At 70.3% G+C, this 15089-nt stretch carries 17 protein-coding genes; 3 read left to right on the plus strand and 14 right to left on the minus strand.

The window, feature by feature from the left end; genetic code table 11:
• The first annotated feature begins 82 nt into the window (after nt 1–82).
• On the plus strand, nt 83–1003 hold the full coding sequence (locus tag EV278_RS14705) for an XdhC family protein (RefSeq protein ID WP_243692208.1): 921 nt from the start codon (nt 83–85) through the stop codon (nt 1001–1003).
• A gap of 776 nt (nt 1004–1779) precedes the next feature.
• Here EV278_RS14705 and EV278_RS24160 read toward each other — a convergent pair.
• The 6 genes from EV278_RS24160 to moaA all read right to left on the minus strand — a co-directional run bounded on the left by EV278_RS24160 (nt 1780) and on the right by moaA (nt 6794).
• On the minus strand, nt 1780–3663 hold the full coding sequence (locus EV278_RS24160) for a hypothetical protein (protein ID WP_207905492.1): 1884 nt from the start codon (nt 3661–3663) through the stop codon (nt 1780–1782).
• Between the two features lie 345 nt (nt 3664–4008).
• Nucleotides 4009–4479 (minus strand): cyclic pyranopterin monophosphate synthase MoaC, encoded by a 471-nt coding sequence (gene moaC, locus EV278_RS14715; RefSeq protein WP_132092815.1) that lies wholly within the window; start codon nt 4477–4479, stop codon nt 4009–4011.
• A gap of 13 nt (nt 4480–4492) precedes the next feature.
• Nucleotides 4493–5044, minus strand: a complete 552-nt coding sequence (gene moaB / locus EV278_RS14720) for a molybdenum cofactor biosynthesis protein B (RefSeq protein ID WP_132092818.1) — start codon at nt 5042–5044, stop codon at nt 4493–4495.
• 9 nt (nt 5045–5053) lie between these two features.
• A complete protein-coding gene (locus EV278_RS14725) occupies nt 5054–5509 on the minus strand; it encodes a molybdenum cofactor biosynthesis protein MoaE (RefSeq protein WP_132092821.1) in 456 nt (151 codons plus the stop codon).
• Nucleotides 5506–5745: a MoaD/ThiS family protein gene (locus EV278_RS14730; protein WP_132092824.1), complete on the minus strand. Its 240-nt coding sequence runs from the start codon at nt 5743–5745 to the stop codon at nt 5506–5508. The genes EV278_RS14725 and EV278_RS14730 overlap by 4 nt, the downstream gene beginning before the upstream one ends.
• 2 nt (nt 5746–5747) lie before the next feature.
• On the minus strand, nt 5748–6794 hold the full coding sequence (moaA, locus tag EV278_RS14735) for a GTP 3',8-cyclase MoaA (RefSeq protein ID WP_132092826.1): 1047 nt from the start codon (nt 6792–6794) through the stop codon (nt 5748–5750).
• Between the two features lie 29 nt (nt 6795–6823).
• Between moaA and EV278_RS14740 the strand changes: the two genes are divergently transcribed.
• Complete coding sequence (locus EV278_RS14740) at nt 6824–7441, plus strand: nucleotidyltransferase family protein (RefSeq protein WP_132092829.1); 618 nt, start codon at nt 6824–6826, stop codon at nt 7439–7441.
• Nucleotides 7442–7454: 13 nt separating this feature from the next.
• On the opposite strand, the gene EV278_RS14745 is transcribed toward EV278_RS14740, so the two are convergent.
• The 7 genes from EV278_RS14745 to EV278_RS14775 form a co-directional block, all read right to left on the minus strand.
• Nucleotides 7455–7871, minus strand: a complete 417-nt coding sequence (locus EV278_RS14745; RefSeq protein ID WP_132092832.1) for a hypothetical protein — start codon at nt 7869–7871, stop codon at nt 7455–7457.
• Nucleotides 7872–7945: 74 nt separating this feature from the next.
• Complete coding sequence (locus tag EV278_RS14750; RefSeq protein ID WP_132092835.1) at nt 7946–8170, minus strand: hypothetical protein; 225 nt, start codon at nt 8168–8170, stop codon at nt 7946–7948.
• A 61-nt stretch (nt 8171–8231) separates the two neighbouring features.
• Complete coding sequence (locus tag EV278_RS14755; RefSeq protein ID WP_132092837.1) at nt 8232–8579, minus strand: hypothetical protein; 348 nt, start codon at nt 8577–8579, stop codon at nt 8232–8234.
• A gap of 74 nt (nt 8580–8653) precedes the next feature.
• On the minus strand, nt 8654–8791 hold the full coding sequence (locus EV278_RS24050) for a hypothetical protein (RefSeq protein WP_165916653.1): 138 nt from the start codon (nt 8789–8791) through the stop codon (nt 8654–8656).
• A 5-nt stretch (nt 8792–8796) separates the two neighbouring features.
• Nucleotides 8797–9072 carry a hypothetical protein gene (locus EV278_RS14760; RefSeq protein WP_132092840.1) on the minus strand — a complete coding sequence of 92 codons (276 nt, stop codon included), beginning with the start codon at nt 9070–9072 and terminating at the stop codon, nt 8797–8799.
• 439 nt (nt 9073–9511) lie between these two features.
• Nucleotides 9512–11698: a xanthine dehydrogenase family protein molybdopterin-binding subunit gene (locus tag EV278_RS14770; protein ID WP_132092843.1), complete on the minus strand. Its 2187-nt coding sequence runs from the start codon at nt 11696–11698 to the stop codon at nt 9512–9514.
• A complete protein-coding gene (locus EV278_RS14775; RefSeq protein WP_132092846.1) occupies nt 11695–12249 on the minus strand; it encodes a (2Fe-2S)-binding protein in 555 nt (184 codons plus the stop codon). Before EV278_RS14775 ends, EV278_RS14770 begins: the two co-directional genes overlap by 4 nt.
• A gap of 151 nt (nt 12250–12400) precedes the next feature.
• On the opposite strand from EV278_RS14775, the gene EV278_RS14780 reads away from it, so the two are divergent.
• On the plus strand, nt 12401–13279 hold the full coding sequence (locus EV278_RS14780; protein ID WP_132092849.1) for an NAD(P)-dependent oxidoreductase: 879 nt from the start codon (nt 12401–12403) through the stop codon (nt 13277–13279).
• 46 nt (nt 13280–13325) lie between these two features.
• Here the strand turns inward: EV278_RS14780 and EV278_RS14785 are convergent, their stop codons facing one another.
• The gene (locus EV278_RS14785) at nt 13326–14984 is read right to left on the minus strand and encodes an MFS transporter (protein ID WP_132092852.1); all 1659 of its coding nucleotides are present in this window, start codon (nt 14982–14984) and stop codon (nt 13326–13328) included.
• Nucleotides 14985–15089 lie beyond the last annotated feature (105 nt).

The raw sequence follows: 15089 nt of genomic DNA on the forward strand, positions 1-15089 counted from the left end.
GCCCGATCACGACGCCGCCGACGTGTCTTCCGCGTCCTTCGCCACGCCATCGGACTGGCCGCTGCACGGCCTGGCCGAGGACATGCGGCCCGCCCTGGCCCAGGCCCTGGCGCACGGTCCGGCAGGGCTGGCGACGATCGTTTCCCTCGGCGACGGCGGGCCGCGTCCGGTCGGGACGCAGATGGTGTTCGGGACCAACAGCCGCGCCGGATTCCTGTCCGGCGGCTGCATCGAGGCCGATGTCGAGGCCCACGCCCGGGCCGCCATGGCCGACGGACGGCCTCGCCGCCTGGTCTATGGCGAGGGCAGCCCCTGGCCCGACATCCGCCTGCTGTGCGGGGCGCGGATCGAGATCCTGGTCGAGCGGATCGCCCCGGACGACGCGGCGGCGAAAACGCTGCTGGACCTGGCCCGGGCGCGGGTCCCGGCTGCCTGGATCAGCGACGGCCAGCGGCGGCTCTGCGCCCCGCTGGCGGAGGCCGCCCCGGCCTGGCCGGGCGCCTTCGCGCGGCGATTCGACCCGCCGCCGCGGCTGGTGGTGTTCGGCGGCGATCCGACCGCCCTGGCCGTGGCCAGCCTCGGCGCCCAGTCCGGTTTCCAGACCGTCCTGGTCCGCCCCAAGGGCCCGACCGCGCCGCCGCCCCTGGCCGGCGTGGCCTATCGCCGCGACGACGTCGCCGGCGCCGCGGCGGCGGTCGGCCTGGACGCCTGGACGGCGGTGGCGGTCTGCGGCCACGACGAGGCGGTCGACCACCAGGCCCTGCTGGCCGCCCTGCCCTCGGCCGCCCCCTATGTCGGCCTGCTGGGCGCGCGGCGGCGGCTGGGCGAGCGGCTGGACCGCCTGCGGGCGGCGGGCGTGGCCGAGCAGGACCTCCGGAAGCTGCGCGCGCCGATCGGCCTCGACCTCGGCGGCAAGGCCCCGTTCGAGGTGGCCGTGGCGGTGATCGGCGAGATCATGGCCGCCCGCCACGGCCAGCCGGCCCTGGCGCGCCGCGAGGCCTGACGGCTCCGCCCCCTCCGGGGGCGGACAGACCGCGAAGCGGTCAGGTGGGGGCAAGTGTTCGCGGGCACGATCTTTCGGCCTCACGCGGAAACCCGCTGAGCTGATGGGAAGGGTGCGAAGCGCCCGGGCCTCGCCCGGAGGATTTGCAGTTATGGGTACCGTTTCGACGAAGACGAGCGCTTCGCGTGGAGCCGTTATCCGGAAGCCTTCGGGTCGCGGATTCTTAACCCGCTCCGATGGAGGCCCCCGACGGGCGGAGCGTTGGCGCACTCCGGACCGCCCGGGCGATTTCAGCCCGGGCCTGCTGGCCGCATCCGCCTATCCCGGGCGCCGAAGCTTCGTCGCGACTGAGGCGAACCTGCTGCGAACCAACCTGGGACGCTTCCGAAGAAGCACGACGGACAAGGCCTTCCCGCTCGTCCACCCCCGAAAGCCGCATCGGTCGCCGTACGTGCGCCCTCCCCATGCCTTCAGGTGAGATCATTATGGGGGCGGTCTGAGAGGGTGAGGATCGATTGGGGTCGAGATTTTTCAAGGCATTGATTTTACGGGAGTTCATTGGCTGAACGCGGAGGATAAGTCCAAAAAACTCCACTCACGCCGGCGAAGGCCGGGGGCGACCGGATCAAGAATGGAATGCCGGCCCTCGCCGCCCACCCGGACGGAGAAGGGTCTGACAGCGGAAGTTTCAGACGACAGCTAGACGCCAGTTGCAGACTCTCAGACGCCTGCGGAAGGCAGACCCTTGAGCAGCTCCGGCCGACCCGTCGCCATAGTCAGGTCAGCCCCAGCTCCGCCCGATACGGGAACAGCGGAATGAGGCAGAGCCGGAAGATCAGCCAGCAGCCGTAGATGGCGTCCACGCCATAGGGACTGCCGTCGTGCAGCAGCCCGTGCGCGACGCCATGCCGAATCGCCGGCCCAGGCCGGCCGAGGAACACATGAGAGATGTCCTCGGTGATGTCGCGGCCGAACACCGCGTCCAGCTCCGACCGCATGCCGTCGAACAAGGAGGTGATGGTTCGGTCCTCCTGCGTCTGCCCGGCGTTGTCGAAGGTCGTAACGTCGTGGCCGTGCTGTTTCAAGACATGGCGCAGCGAGTTCTCCAGCAGCGGCGTCAGGATGTAGAGCGCGCTGGTGAAATCGCCCTGGAAGAAGCGGTTAAACCCGCGCGCGAAGGTCTGCGCGAGGTCCTGCGGCACGAACGGGCTCTGGCTCGTCAGGGCGTAGAAGGTGTCTTCGGACAGGTAGTGGCCCGAGGTCATCGTGCGCCGGGCCGGCTCGATCTGGCCCGACACGCTGATGTGCCGGCGGATGCCTTCGGCCTGGGCGATCTGCTGGGCGACCACCGAATCGTCCGGATCGCCAAAGCCGCCGGCGCCGCCGGTCCGGTGGATCACCTTGCCCTCGTCGTCGAGGTGCGCCGCCCCGAACAGCGACGACAGCGGGTGCTTGCGGATTTGCTCGATGGCCTCCGTGCGCAGCTTCTCTGGGTCCGGGCTCTGGTCCAGCACGGCGAAGACGAAGAGGCTGTCGTAGACGCTGAGCGGCTTGATCCTGTTCTGGATGGACTCGACCAGCTCGGTCAGGTCGATCTCCTGCGAGAAGGTGCCCATCTCCTCGCCCACGTTCGCCTGGACCTCGACCAGCTTGTGCCGCAGCTCGGTGCGGCGCGGTCGGGCGCTTGCGATGCCGTGCAAGGCGGCGATGGCGTTGCCGAGCAGGTTGGACGCCAGCATGGGCGACGCGATCTTCTCGGCCTCGGCGACCATCACCTCGGCGGCGGCGATCTGGCACCGCTGCCTGTCGTCGTCCTTCTTCCCCGCCTGATAGGCCCGCGACGCCAAGCGCCAGAGGTCCACGACCACATGGTGGTTGGCGTCGGCCGGCAGCTTGGTCAGGACGTCTTCGATCTCGGCGGCTACCTCCAGCGGGTCGGACACCCGCATCTGCAAGTCCAGCTCGCAATACCAATGGACGGGCACCGGGTCCCTTGCCGCCACGGCGCGCTTGCGAACGGCAACGAGCTGTTCGCGGACCGGCTCGGCCTCCGGCTTGGCCCAGCCGAGCATCCGCGCCAGGCCCAGGGCGCGAAGGAGATAGTCCTTGGTGTCGGGGTGGAACGGCCAGTCTTCATCGCCGTGGCGGAACTTCAGCTCGCCGGCCTCGATCCGACGCACCAGCTCGACGTAGGCCTTCAAGGCCTCCACCCCGCAGGCGGCCTGCTTACGGTCCAGCAGCCAAGCGACGTCGTTCAGCCGCGCCCGAAGGACGACGTTCGCGGCCTTGCCGGCCACGAATTGCAAGACGTCGCCGTGCTCGCGGAAGTCGGAGGGCGCCGCCGACCGCCGGCCATCCCCCATCACCAACATTGGGCCGAACGGCTCGTTGGTGTCCTCCGGCTTGAAGTGCATGCCGGTCACACCCCAGAGGAAGTCCCAGACCCGGACCCGCGCCGGGTCGTTCGTCCCGTCCTCGCCAGACCCCGCAGCGCCAGAAGCAGCGCGGTAGAGGTCGCCGAGTTCCTGGCTGTCGGCCGCCGTCGAACCGGAGATCACCTGCTCGAAGTCCAGGCCGTCGACGTCCGCCATCGTCACCCTGATCCAGGGCGAGACCTGCGGCTCCTCGCGCTCCTCTGTCTCCGGCGGCGTCTCGGTCATGTTCAGTCCTTGGGCATCTCCACAGCTAAGCCGAAATGTAGGTATCGACAGCCGTTCGGCTACCAGGTGACTCGAAGGTCGTCGTCGTAGCGACCCGTCTCACATAGTCGATCACCGCTTCCGGGATGTCGGCGAACGTCATAGCAACTGCCGCTCTTTCTCGCGCTGGCCGCCCATCTCACGGCCAAGGTGAACATTAGCGGCCCGCAACTCTCGCGCCAGGGTACGCGCAGCTATCCGGCGGGATTTCGGAATGAGCCTTCAAGAACGTCTTCCGGGGCCGCCTCAACCTCCCTTTCAGAAAGCGGACTTTCCCAAGGTCAGCGAAGAGTCAAAACCGCCCACCTACTCCGCCCGCCAATCCCCCGACTTCCCACCAGTCTTCTCAACCAGGCGGACGGCTTCGATGACCATGCCCTTTTCGGCGGCCTTCAGCATGTCGTAGATCGTCAGGCAGGCGACCGAGACCGCGGTCAGGGCCTCCATCTCCACGCCCGTCTGGCCCTTGAGCTTGACGCGGGCCATCACCGCCAGGCCGCCCTCGGCCGGCTCGACCGAGACCTCGACCTTGGACAGGGCCAGGGGGTGGCACAGGGGGATCAGGTCGGAGGTCTTCTTGGCCGCCATCACCCCGGCGATCTCGGCCACGGCGCGGACGTCGCCCTTGCGGCCGGTCCCGGAGAGGGCCAGCTCGCGGGTCGAGGGCCGCATGCGCACGAAGCCGACGGCGATCGCCTCGCGGACGGTCTCGGCCTTGTCCGAGACGTCGACCATCCGGGCGCGGCCCTGGTCGTCGATGTGGGTCAGGCGGGTCACGGTTCCAGCAGCCCTAGTGTTCCAGGAGTCGGGGCATCAGTTCGACCATGTTGCAGGGCTTGTGGCGGCTGTCGAGCTGGGCGGCGATGACCTTGTCCCAGCCGTCGCGGACCGCCCCGTTGCTGCCCGGCAGGCAGAACACGAACACCCCGCCGATCAGGCCGGCCGTGGCCCGGCTCTGCAGGGTCGACAGGCCCACCGAGGCGTAGCTGACCAGGTGGAACACCACCGAGAAGCCGTCGATCTTCTTATCGAACAGCGGCTCCAGGGCCTCGACCGTGACGTCGCGACCGGTCAGGCCGGTGCCGCCGGTGGTGACGATGGCGTCGACCTGGCCGCCGGCGATCCAGTCGCGCACGGTCTGGCGGATCGTCTCGATGTCGTCGCGGACCACCGCCCGGCCGGCCAGGTCGTGGCCGGCGTCCCGGACGCGGTCGACCAGCAGCTGGCCCGAGGTGTCGGTGGACTCGTCGCGGGTGTCCGAGACGGTCAGAATCGCCACTCGCACCGGCTTGAACGGAAGCTCCGGCTTGATCCCGCCGCCCGGGGTGAGGCCTGCCGACATCGTGTTCTCCTAATCCCAGCGTTCGGCGTCGGTCCTATCGCGCGCCGTCGGCTCGATCCAGCGCTCGCCGTCCGGGCCGTGCTGCTTCTTCCAGAACGGCGCGCGGCTCTTCAGATAGTCCATCAGGAAGTCGCAGGCCTCGAAGGCGGCGCGGCGGTGGCCGGCCGCCGTGGCCACGAAGACGATCGCCTCGCCGGGCGCGATGCGGCCGATGCGGTGGACGATGCGGTAGTCCTGCAGGTCGAACCGGGCCTTGGCCTCCTCGGCGAAGGCGGCGATCGCCGCGTCGGTGAAGCCGGGATAGGCCTCCAGCTCCAGGGTCGTGGCCTGGCCTCGCTCGGCCCGCGCCAGGCCGACGAAGCTGGCCACCGCCCCGGTCTCGTCGCGGCCGGCGCAGAACGTCGTCAGCAGGGCCCCCGGCTCGAAGGCCCGGGCGGTCAGGCTGATGGACGGCAGGGTCGTCATCCGCCGCTCATCGGCGGCAGGAAGGCCACCTCGGTCCCGGCGGCCAGGACCGCTTCGCCCCGGACGATGGCCTTGTCGACCGCTACCTGCACGCCCGGCCCGGCCAGGGCCTCGCCCAGGGCGGCGTCGCCGTCGGCCAGGGCCCGGCGCAGGTCGGCGATCGAGCCGGCCTCGACCGTGCGGTCGCGCCAGCCGGCCTGGTCGGCCAGGCGTCCGAACAGCAGGACCCGCGCCACCGTCAGCCCCCGGTCGTCGACATGTGGCGGGCCACGGCCGGCCGCGCGCCGTCGATCCGGAAGTCGTGGCCCTGGGGCTTGGCGCCGATCGCCGCGAAGATCGCCTGCTCAAGGGCCGCGTCGTCGGCCCCGCCGCGGATCACCGCCCGCAGGTCGCTGGCGTCGTCGCGGCCCAGGCAGGTGTGCAGGGTGCCGGTGCAGGTCAGGCGCACCCGGTTGCAGGCCTCGCAGAAATTGTGGCTCAGCGGCGTGATCAGGCCCAGGCGGCCGCCCGTCTCCTCGACCCGCACATAGCGGGCCGGACCACCGGTGGCGTAGGCCAGGTCGGTCAGGGTCCAGAAGGCGGACAAGTCACGGCGGACGTCCTTCAGCGACAGGTACTGGTCGGTGCGGTCCTCGTCGATCTCGCCCAGCGGCATGGTCTCGATCAGGGTCATGTCGGCGCCCAGGCCGTGGGCCCACTGGATCAGGGCCGGCAGCTCGCAGGCGTTGTCGTGCTTCAGCGCCACGGCGTTGACCTTGACCTGGATCCCCGCCGCCAGGGCCGCGTCGATGCCGGCCAGCACCTTGGACAGGTCGCCTCCGCGGGTCAGCCGGCGGAACAGGTCGGGCTTGAGGGTGTCGAGCGAGACATTGATCCGCCGAACCCCCAGCCGGGCCAGATCGGCGGCGTGGCTCGCCAGCTGGGTGCCGTTGGTGGTCAGGGTCAGCTCGTCCAGGGCCCCGGACCGCAGGTGGCGCGACAGGCCCTCGACCAGGGTCATGATCCCCTTGCGGACCAGGGGTTCGCCACCGGTCAGCCGCAGCTTGCGCACGCCCAGGCCGACGAAGGCCGAGGCCAGGCGGTCCAGCTCCTCCAGCGACAGCACCTCCGCCTTGGGCAGGAAGGTCATGTGCTCGGCCATGCAATAGGTGCAGCGCAGGTCGCAGCGATCGGTGACCGAGACGCGCAGATAGGTCACCGCGCGACCGAAGCCGTCTATCAACCGGCTGGGCGGGCGCGGGGCGCGGGTTGCCGCTTGCGCGGGGCTGGCGTCATAGGGCGTCATGTCGGTGGGTAAGATAGGCGCGGGACGGCATGGCGGAAAGCAAAAGCGCAGGGTGCGACGCCGTGATCCTGGCGGCGGGGGCCGGACGGCGCTTCGCCCGGCGTCCGGGCGAGCGCAAGCTGCTGGCCGCGTTCGAGGGCCGTCCGCTGGTGGCTGGCGCCCTGGACGCGGCCTTCGCCGCCCCGGCCCAGCGGGTGCTGCTGGTCACCGACGGCGATGCGGAGCTGGCCGCCTTCGCGGTCGCCCAGGCCCGGACGTCGGGCCGGGACGCCGATTTCGAGATCGTCGTGGCCGCCGACGCCGCCGCGGGCATGGGGGCTTCGCTGCGGGCAGCGATCCAGGCTCTGCCGCCCCACTCGGACGGCGCGTTCGTGTTCCTGGGCGACATGCCGCGCGTTCCGGCTGGCCTCGCCCGCGAGCTGGCCCGCGCCCTGGTCCCTGGCGTGGACGCCGCGGCGCCGCGCTTCGAAGGACGGCGCGGCCATCCGGTGCTGTTCGGCCGCGCCTGTTTTCCCGCCCTGCTCGCCTTGAGCGGCGATGTCGGAGCGCGCGAGCTGCTGGCCGGGCTGGGCGATCGTCTGGCGCTGGTCGACAGTCCCGACGCGGGCGTCCTGTTCGATGTCGATCGGCCTGCCGACTTGGCCTGACGGCGCCGGCGGATCAGGAGGGCGCGTGGCCTCGCCCTTGGCGGGCGGCCCAGGTGCCGAAGGCGATGCAGGCCAGGACGCCATAGCTCCACATGGCCATGCCGATGAACAGGGTGCCCAGCGTCACCCGAAGGTCGATCATCACCGCCACGTGCGAGGCGACGATGATCGCCATGAAGGCCGAGGCGACGACGGTCCAGATCCGCCGGGTGCCGATGGAGATCCAGACGAAAAACAGCAGGGTCACGGTGTCGACCGCCAGGATGCCGTAGTCGGCATGGTAGGGGTCTCGCCGATAGACCAGCAGGGAGCCCAGCCAGTCGGCCAGGAACGCCGCGCCGACCCAGCGCGCGGCGCGGTCGCCGCGCCACATGGCCAATCCGCAGACCAGGATGGCCAGGATCAGCGAGATGAGGGTGTGAAGCTGCACGAGGGTGACGCCCGGTTAAGGTCAGGCGTCACCATGCCTCAGTCGCGGCGGTCGGAGAAGCAACCCAAGGTCGGTCAGTGTCGCGTGCGACGACCTTCCCAGAGGATCGTCTTGACCTCCTCGATGATGCTCAGCGCGCCGTCGCAGTCGCCGGCCTGCTCCAGCGCGACCAGCTGGGGCATCAGCACCGACAGGATGCGGCGCTGCACGGGACCGAGCGTTCGCAGGTGGCGACGGAATTCATTCACTTCATCAGGCGTCGCGCCCTGCTGCAGCTCGACGATTTGGGCGGTGCTCATTTGCACACCTCTATTCAGGATCGAAGGGCGGCTTGCGCCGTGGACGGACGGCGGCCAGGGATCAGGCGGCCAGACCGCCCGGAACGGCGTGCAAGCCGCTGGTGCGCGGCGGATCGCCCGGCTTGTCCATATCGCCGCCAGCCAGGGCGCCGCAGCCGATCTGGGCTCGCACGACGGCCAGGGCGCTATGGGTTTCGATGATCGTCCGGCGGGCCGACACGATATGGGCCAGGGTCTCGCCCAGGTTGGCGACGGCTTCCTGGCCGAGCACCGCCGATAGCTTGGTCTCCAGCCGCAGCGCGGGCAGCAGGCCCATCAGTTCGGCGGTCTCGCGCAGGGCGGCGTCGATCGCGGCCTCGGCGCGCATCAGCTTTTCAGCGCCGGCTCGGGCGGCTTCTGTGCGTTTCATGGCATGACTCTCCCGGTCGCACGGGTCCCCCCCGCACGTTCAAGTCTATGAAGATGTTTCTGGAAGCTCGGCGCTCAGGGCGCCGGGGGCGGGCTCCAGCCCTCGCGGAACCGCTGGAGGGCGTAGAGGAATTCATGGGCGCCCATGGTGACCGTCCCGAGCAGGATTCCGCCCAGGGTAGCGACCGCCAGGATCAGGCCCAGCCATTGCAAAGGAGTCAGGTCATCGCGCCAGCTCCTTCCATGCGAAGCGGCGTGTCGTCCGCCAGGAAGGCCGTCGCGGCCAGGACCCTCAGCAGCAGCTTGCCCGGAGGATCGCCCGCCGCCTGCGCCTTGCGCAGGGCCGAGACCGTTTCCGCCACCAGCCGGCCGCGCTCGGGCGTCCCCGCCATCAAGGTCAGGCCCTCTTCGAGGGACTGCCAGCTCGCGATGAAGAAGGCCGAGGCCGGGTTCGGGCTGTGGGTGGAAGGTTTGTTCGTGGAAGGCTTGGTCATGGCTGCTCTCGCTGTTGAAACGAGAAGAGCCCTCCAACTGGGCCGTGGCTAGCTCGGCCGATTGCTTACGGTAGTCATTACCGGGGTCGGTTTCCCAGGCGATGAACGCCAGGGCGGCGTCGCGGCGGTTCAGGCCGGACAGCCGGCGGCGCGCGCTGAGCACGTGCATCTCGACCGTCTTCGGCGAAAGCCGCAATAGGCGGGCGATTTCCTTGGACTGCCGATGCTGGGCGATCAGCCGCAGGATCTCCCGCTCGCGGGGAGTCAGCCGCTCGAAGCCCAGGTTGTCGCCGGAGTCCACCATGCCGCTAAAATGGTTCGCGGCTCGCCTCACGTCCAGCAAGACTTGACTGATCAGGCCACCAGAGGGCGCATCCCGTCAAAACCGTATCGAATTTCGCTAAGCCGTCCGGGTTTCACCGTCGCTGGGTCCCGAGGTTCAGGCCCCGGCGCGGACGAACGGCAGGCGCGTGGTGGGCGTCCGGGACAGGGCCAGAAGCGCGTTGGCCACCGCCGGGGCGATGACCGGCGTGCCCGGCTCGCCCACGCCGCTGGGCGGATTGCCCGACGGCACGATGTAGGTCTCGACCGTCGGCGCCTCGTTCATCCGCAGCACGCGGTAGGTGTCGAAATTGCTCTGGTCGACCTTGCCGTCCGTCAGGGTGATCTCGCCGTACAGCGCCGCCGACAGGCCAAAACAGGTTCCGCCCTCCATCTGGGCCGCGACCTGGTCGGGCGAGACCGCCACGCCGCAGTCGATGGCCGTGACCACCCGGCCGACCCGCGGGCGGCCGTCCACCAGCCTGACCTCGGCCACCTGGGCGACCACCGAGCCGAAGCTCTCATGGACGGCCACGCCGCGCGTAAAGCCCGCGGCCGGCGCCGGGCCGGCCTTCTCGACCGCCAGGTTCAGGGCCGCCAGGTGCCGCTGGGCCCCGGCCTTGGCGTAGAGCGTCCGGCGGTAGTCGACGGGATCCTTGCCGGCCTTGAGCGCCAGCTGGTCGATCGTGTGCTCCATGACGAAAGCGGTGTGGGTCGCGCCCACCGACCGCCACCACAGGACCGGCACGCCGCCCTCGGGCAGGGCCAGCTGGGCGTCGACGACCGGCGTGGCCTTCAGATAGGGCGAGCCGGCCGTGCCCTCGATCGCGGTCTGGTCGGGCCCCTTCATCGGCATTGGCGAGCCCTTCATGATCGACTGGGTGACGATCCGGTGGCGCCAGGTCGCCGGATAGCCGTCCTTGTCCAGCGTCACCCGCACGGCGTGATGGACCAGCGGCCGGAAGAAGCCGGCCTGCATGTCGTCCTCGCGGGTCCAGACCAGCTTCACCGGCCGGCCCTTTCCGACCTTGTGGGCGATGGTCACGCACTCGGCCACATAGTCGGACGGGAAGTTGGCCCGCCGGCCGAACGAACCGCCGGCGAACAGGGTCTCGACCTCGACCGAGCCGGGCAGGGTCTTGACGATCTTGGCCGCGTTCATCTGGTCCAGGGTCTGGGCCTGGGAACCGTGGATCAGCTTGACCTTGCTTCCGTCGACGATCGCCACGCAGTTCATCGGCTCCATGGTCGCATGGGCCAGGTAGGGGAAGTCGTAGGTGGTCTCGAACACCGAAGCGCCCTTGCCGGCGGAAGCCGCCGCCGCGTCGCCTCTCGAGTCGAACGCCTCCCACTTCAGGTCGGAAGGTCCCTTGCCGGCGGCGATGTCGCGCCACTGCTGGGCGATGGTCGACGAGCTCCGGGTCTCGGCCTTGCCCTCGTCCCACTCGACCTTGAGCGCCTCGCGGCCCATGCGGGCGGCGTAGGTGGTGTCGGCGACCACCGCCACCCCGGTCGGGATCTCGAAGACGTCGACCACGCCGGGCGTCTTCTTGGCGTCGTCGGCGTTGAAGCCCTTCACCACCGCGCCGAAGCGCGGCGCATGCGCGACCACCGCCACCAGCATGTTGGGCAGCTGGACGTCCTGGGTGTAGCGTGCCGCGCCGGTGCTCTTGGCCAGGCTGTCCTTGCGGCGCACCCGGTCCGTGCCGATCAGGCTGAAGGTCTTTGGATCCTTCAGGGTCGGGGCCTCGGGCGGCGTCACCTTGGCGGCGTCGGCGATCAGGTCGCCGAACCCGGCGCTCTTGCCGCCGCCGCTGACGACCCCGTCCTTGACGGTGATCTCGCCGGCCGGGACGTTCCAGCGGCTGGCCGCCGCCTGCACGAACATCGCCCGCGCCCCAGCCCCGGCCTTGCGCAGCTGCTCCCAGGAATTGGAGATCGCCGACGAGCCGCCGGTCAGCTGGATGCCCGCCGTGGCGTTGCCGTAGAGCTTGGCGTTGGCCGGGGCGTGGATCACCTTGACCCGGCTCCAGTCGGCGTCCAGCTCCTCGGCGACGATCGCCGCCAGGCCCGCGTGATTGCCCTGGCCGAACTCGATGTGCTTGGACAGCACCGTCACCGCCCCGTCCGGGTCGATCCGGATGAACGGGCCGAAGGCGCCGGGCTCGACCTTCGAGCCCATGCTCATCAGGTCGGCCGGCGAGCAGCCGACCAGCAGGGCGCCGCCGACCAGGGTCGCGCCGACCACCACGTCGCGGCGGCTGACGCCGTCCTGGCGACGGAGCTTTTCGAAGGGCCCGTTCATTGGCTTGCTCCCCGGCCGGTCGAGCCCGAGGCGGCGGCGATCTCGTCGTCGACGTCGTTCGAGGCCACGGGCTTGGCGGCGGGCGCGGCGACCACCGGGGCCGCGGTCAGGCCGGCGGCCTCCTTGATCGCGGCCCGGATGCGCTGGTAGGTCCCGCAGCGACAGATGTTACCGCTCATGGCGTTGTCGATGTCCTCGTCGCTGGGCGCCTTGGTCTGGGCCAGCAGGGCGGCGGCCGACATGATCTGGCCCGACTGGCAATAGCCGCACTGCGGGACGTCGTGCTTGACCCAGGCCTGCTGCACCGGGTGGACTCCGCCCAGGCTCTCGATCGTGGCGATCTTGGCGCCTTCCAGGGCGGCGATCGGCGTCACGCACGACCGCACCGGGTCGCCGTTGACGTGGACCGTGCAGGCCCCGCACTGGGCCATGCCGCAGCCGAACTTCGTGCCGGTCAGGCCCAGCTCGTCGCGCAAGACCCACAGCAGCGGCGTCTCCGGCGCCGCCTTCACGCTGACCGTCTTGCCGTTGATGTCCAACATCGACGCCATGCTTTCGCCTCCCAAGCGAAAAGGGGGGCCTGACGACCCGGTTTGCGCGAACCTAACACTGCTCAGACCCCATCCCGCCAGTGAAATCTTGCGTCAGCCAGGCTAGCCTGACCGGGATCTTCACCGGCTTCCGCCTTCAGGACCCGCGCCCTTGGATTCCTTTCCCGCCTATTTCCCCCTGGCCGGCCGCAGGGTCGTGATCGCCGGCAGCGGCGAGGCCGCAGACAACAAGGCGCGGCTGTTCGACGGCTCGCCCGCCACGGTGGTGCGGGTGGACGGCCACGCGGCCTTCCTGCCGGGAACCTACGCGGGGGCGGTGCTGGCCTTCGTGGCCGGCGACGACGAGGTGTTCCTGCAGGCGGCGGCCAGCGCGGCGCGGGCGGCGCGGGTGCTGGTCAACGTGGTCGACAAGCCAGCCATGAGCGACTTCAACACCCCGGCGGTGATCGACCGCGGCGAGGTGGTGGCGGCGGTCGGCACCGGCGGCGGCTCGCCGACCCTGGCCACCAAGCTGCGCAACGACATAGAGGCCCAGGTCCCCGAAGGCGCGGGCCGGGTGGCGGCCCTGCTGCGCCGGTTCCAGGACGAGGTCCGCGCCGCCCTGCCCGTCCTGCACGAGCGTCGGGCCTTCCTGCGCGACGCCGTGACCGGCGAGGCCGCCCAGGCCGCCATGGCCGGCGACATGGACAGGGCGGCCGAGCTGTTCCGCCAGGCGCTGGCCAAAGGCGTCGCCGGTGACGGCAAGGTGCGGTTCATCGCCGGCAAGGGACCGTCGGACCTGTTGACGCTGAGGGCCCTGCGGGCCCTGGGCGCGGCCGACGTGCTGGTCGCCGACGACGGCGCCGACCCCGAGATCGTCACCCTGGCCCGCCGCGACGCCCAGCGGCTGGACCCTTCTCAGGTCTCCGCCGAAACCCTGGTGACCCTGGCCCAGGAGGGCAAGCAGATCGTGCGGCTGATCGTGGCCCCGGTCGATCCGGCCATCGTCCAGGCCCTGGCGGCGGCGTCGGTGGCGGTCGAGGTGCTTTGAGCCCGTCAGGAATTGGGGACAGGCGCATGCGCCTGTCCCCAGCAGGTCAATCCAGGCTGCGGTGCCTGGTCTCGGGCAGCAGGAACAGGGTCGTCAGCACGCTGATCAGGGTGAAGACCACCGGATACCAGAGCCCGGCGTAGATGTTGCCCACCGCGGCCACGATGGCGAAGGCGCTGAACGGCACGAAGCCGCCGATCCAGCCCGTGCCGATATGATAGGGCAGCGACAGGGCGGTGTAGCGCACCCGCGTCGGGAACAGCTCGACCAGGCAGGACGCCAGCGGGCCGAACAGGGCGGTGGCGGCGATCACGAAGACCAGCAGCACGCCGAACATGCCCCACCCGTTCATCCGCGCCGGATCGGCCTTGGCCGGGTAGCCCGCCTTGGCCAGGGCCGCCTTGATCGCGGCCTCGCCCTCGGCCTTGACCGCCTTGGCCTGCTTGGCCGGCAGGCCCTGGGCGCTCTTCGACACGATCCGCGCCTCGCCGACCTGGACCACGGCGGCCGAGCCGGCGGGGCCGGGGTGGTTGGCGTAGGAGATCCCGGCGTTGGCCAGGGCGCTCTTGGCGATGTCGCAGGACGAGACGAAGGCCGCCTTGCCCACCGGGTCGAACTGCAGGGCGCAATCCGCGGGATCGGCGGTGACGCTGACCGGGGCGCGGGCCGTGGCCTCGGCCAGGGCCGGGTTGGCGGCGCGCTCCAGCAGGTGGAAGCCGGGGAAATAGAACAGCAGGGCCAGCGTCATGCCGCCCAGCATCACCGGCTTGCGGCCGATGCGGTCCGACAGCCAGCCGAACACCACGTAGAACACCGCGCTGACCGCGGTGGCGGCCATCATCAGGCCGTTGATCGTTCCCGGCGCGACCTTGAGGAACTTCTCCATGAAGGTCTGGACGTAGAAGAAGCTGGTGTACCAGACGGCCCCCTGGGCCGACATCATGGCGAAGAAGGCCAGCAGCACCAGCTTCAGGTTCTTCCACTGGCCGAAGGCCTCGGCGTAGGGAGCCTTGGAGGCCGCGCCCTCGGCCTCCATCCGCGCGAAGGCCGGGCTTTCGGTCAGCTTCAGCCGCATCCACACCGACACGCCCAGCAGGCCGATCGAGACGGCGAACGGGATGCGCCAGCCCCAGGCGTCGAACGCCCCGGGTCCGGCCGCGTGGCCCAAGGCCCAGCGCGTCGCCAGGATCACCAGCAGCGCGCCGAACAGGCCGAACGCCGCCGAGGTCTGCACCCACGAGGTCGACCAGCCGCGCTGGTCCGGCGGCGAATGCTCGGCCACGTAGATCGCCGCCCCGCCATATTCGCCGCCCAGGGCGAAGCCCTGCACGCAGCGCATCAGGATCAGCAGGATCGGCGAGACGATCCCCGCCTGCTGGTAGGTGGGCAGCAGGGCGATGGCGAAGGTCGCCCCGCCCATCAGCAGCACCGTGGCCAGGAACGCGCCCTTGCGCCCGGCCTGGTCGCCGATCTTGCCGAACACCAGCGCGCCCAGCGGGCGGAACGCGAAGCCGACGCCGAACAGGGCCAGGGCCGCCACATAGCCGGCCGTCTCGGACAGACCCGTGAAGAAGGTCTTGGAGATCACCTGGGCCAGGCTGCCGAAGATGAAGAAGTCGTACCATTCGAAGGCTGTGCCCGCGGACGACGCCGCCACCACGGTGCGCATCGACGCGCGGTCCTCACCCTGAGCCTGGGCCGTCATGCGTGGTTTCCCCCGGTGTCGTCGTCAGGAGCATTAGCGGTTTTCGGCGAGGAGGAAAGCTAGATCCTCCCCTCCGGGGGAGGTGTCGCGGAGCGACGGAGGGGG

Origin of the sequence: Caulobacter sp. BK020 (assembly GCF_004342605.1) — a bacterium.
Taxonomy (GTDB): domain Bacteria; phylum Pseudomonadota; class Alphaproteobacteria; order Caulobacterales; family Caulobacteraceae; genus Caulobacter.

Coding starts and splice junctions, on each gene's coding strand:
- EV278_RS14770 (WP_132092843.1), bottom strand. CDS start 11,698: ATGAACGGGCCCTTCGAAAAGCTCCGTCGCCAGGACGGCGTCAGCCGC.
- EV278_RS14775 (WP_132092846.1), bottom strand. CDS start 12,249: ATGGCGTCGATGTTGGACATCAACGGCAAGACGGTCAGCGTGAAGGCG.
- EV278_RS14760 (WP_132092840.1), bottom strand. CDS start 9,072: ATGACCAAGCCTTCCACGAACAAACCTTCCACCCACAGCCCGAACCCG.
- moaA (WP_132092826.1), bottom strand. CDS start 6,794: ATGACGCCCTATGACGCCAGCCCCGCGCAAGCGGCAACCCGCGCCCCG.
- EV278_RS14785 (WP_132092852.1), bottom strand. CDS start 14,984: ATGACGGCCCAGGCTCAGGGTGAGGACCGCGCGTCGATGCGCACCGTG.
- EV278_RS14755 (WP_132092837.1), bottom strand. CDS start 8,579: ATGAAACGCACAGAAGCCGCCCGAGCCGGCGCTGAAAAGCTGATGCGC.
- moaB (WP_132092818.1), bottom strand. CDS start 5,044: ATGTCGGCAGGCCTCACCCCGGGCGGCGGGATCAAGCCGGAGCTTCCG.
- EV278_RS24160 (WP_207905492.1), bottom strand. CDS start 3,663: ATGACCGAGACGCCGCCGGAGACAGAGGAGCGCGAGGAGCCGCAGGTC.
- EV278_RS14725 (WP_132092821.1), bottom strand. CDS start 5,509: ATGACGACCCTGCCGTCCATCAGCCTGACCGCCCGGGCCTTCGAGCCG.
- EV278_RS14705 (WP_243692208.1), top strand. CDS start 83: ATGCGGCCCGCCCTGGCCCAGGCCCTGGCGCACGGTCCGGCAGGGCTG.
- EV278_RS14740 (WP_132092829.1), top strand. CDS start 6,824: ATGGCGGAAAGCAAAAGCGCAGGGTGCGACGCCGTGATCCTGGCGGCG.
- EV278_RS14750 (WP_132092835.1), bottom strand. CDS start 8,170: ATGAGCACCGCCCAAATCGTCGAGCTGCAGCAGGGCGCGACGCCTGAT.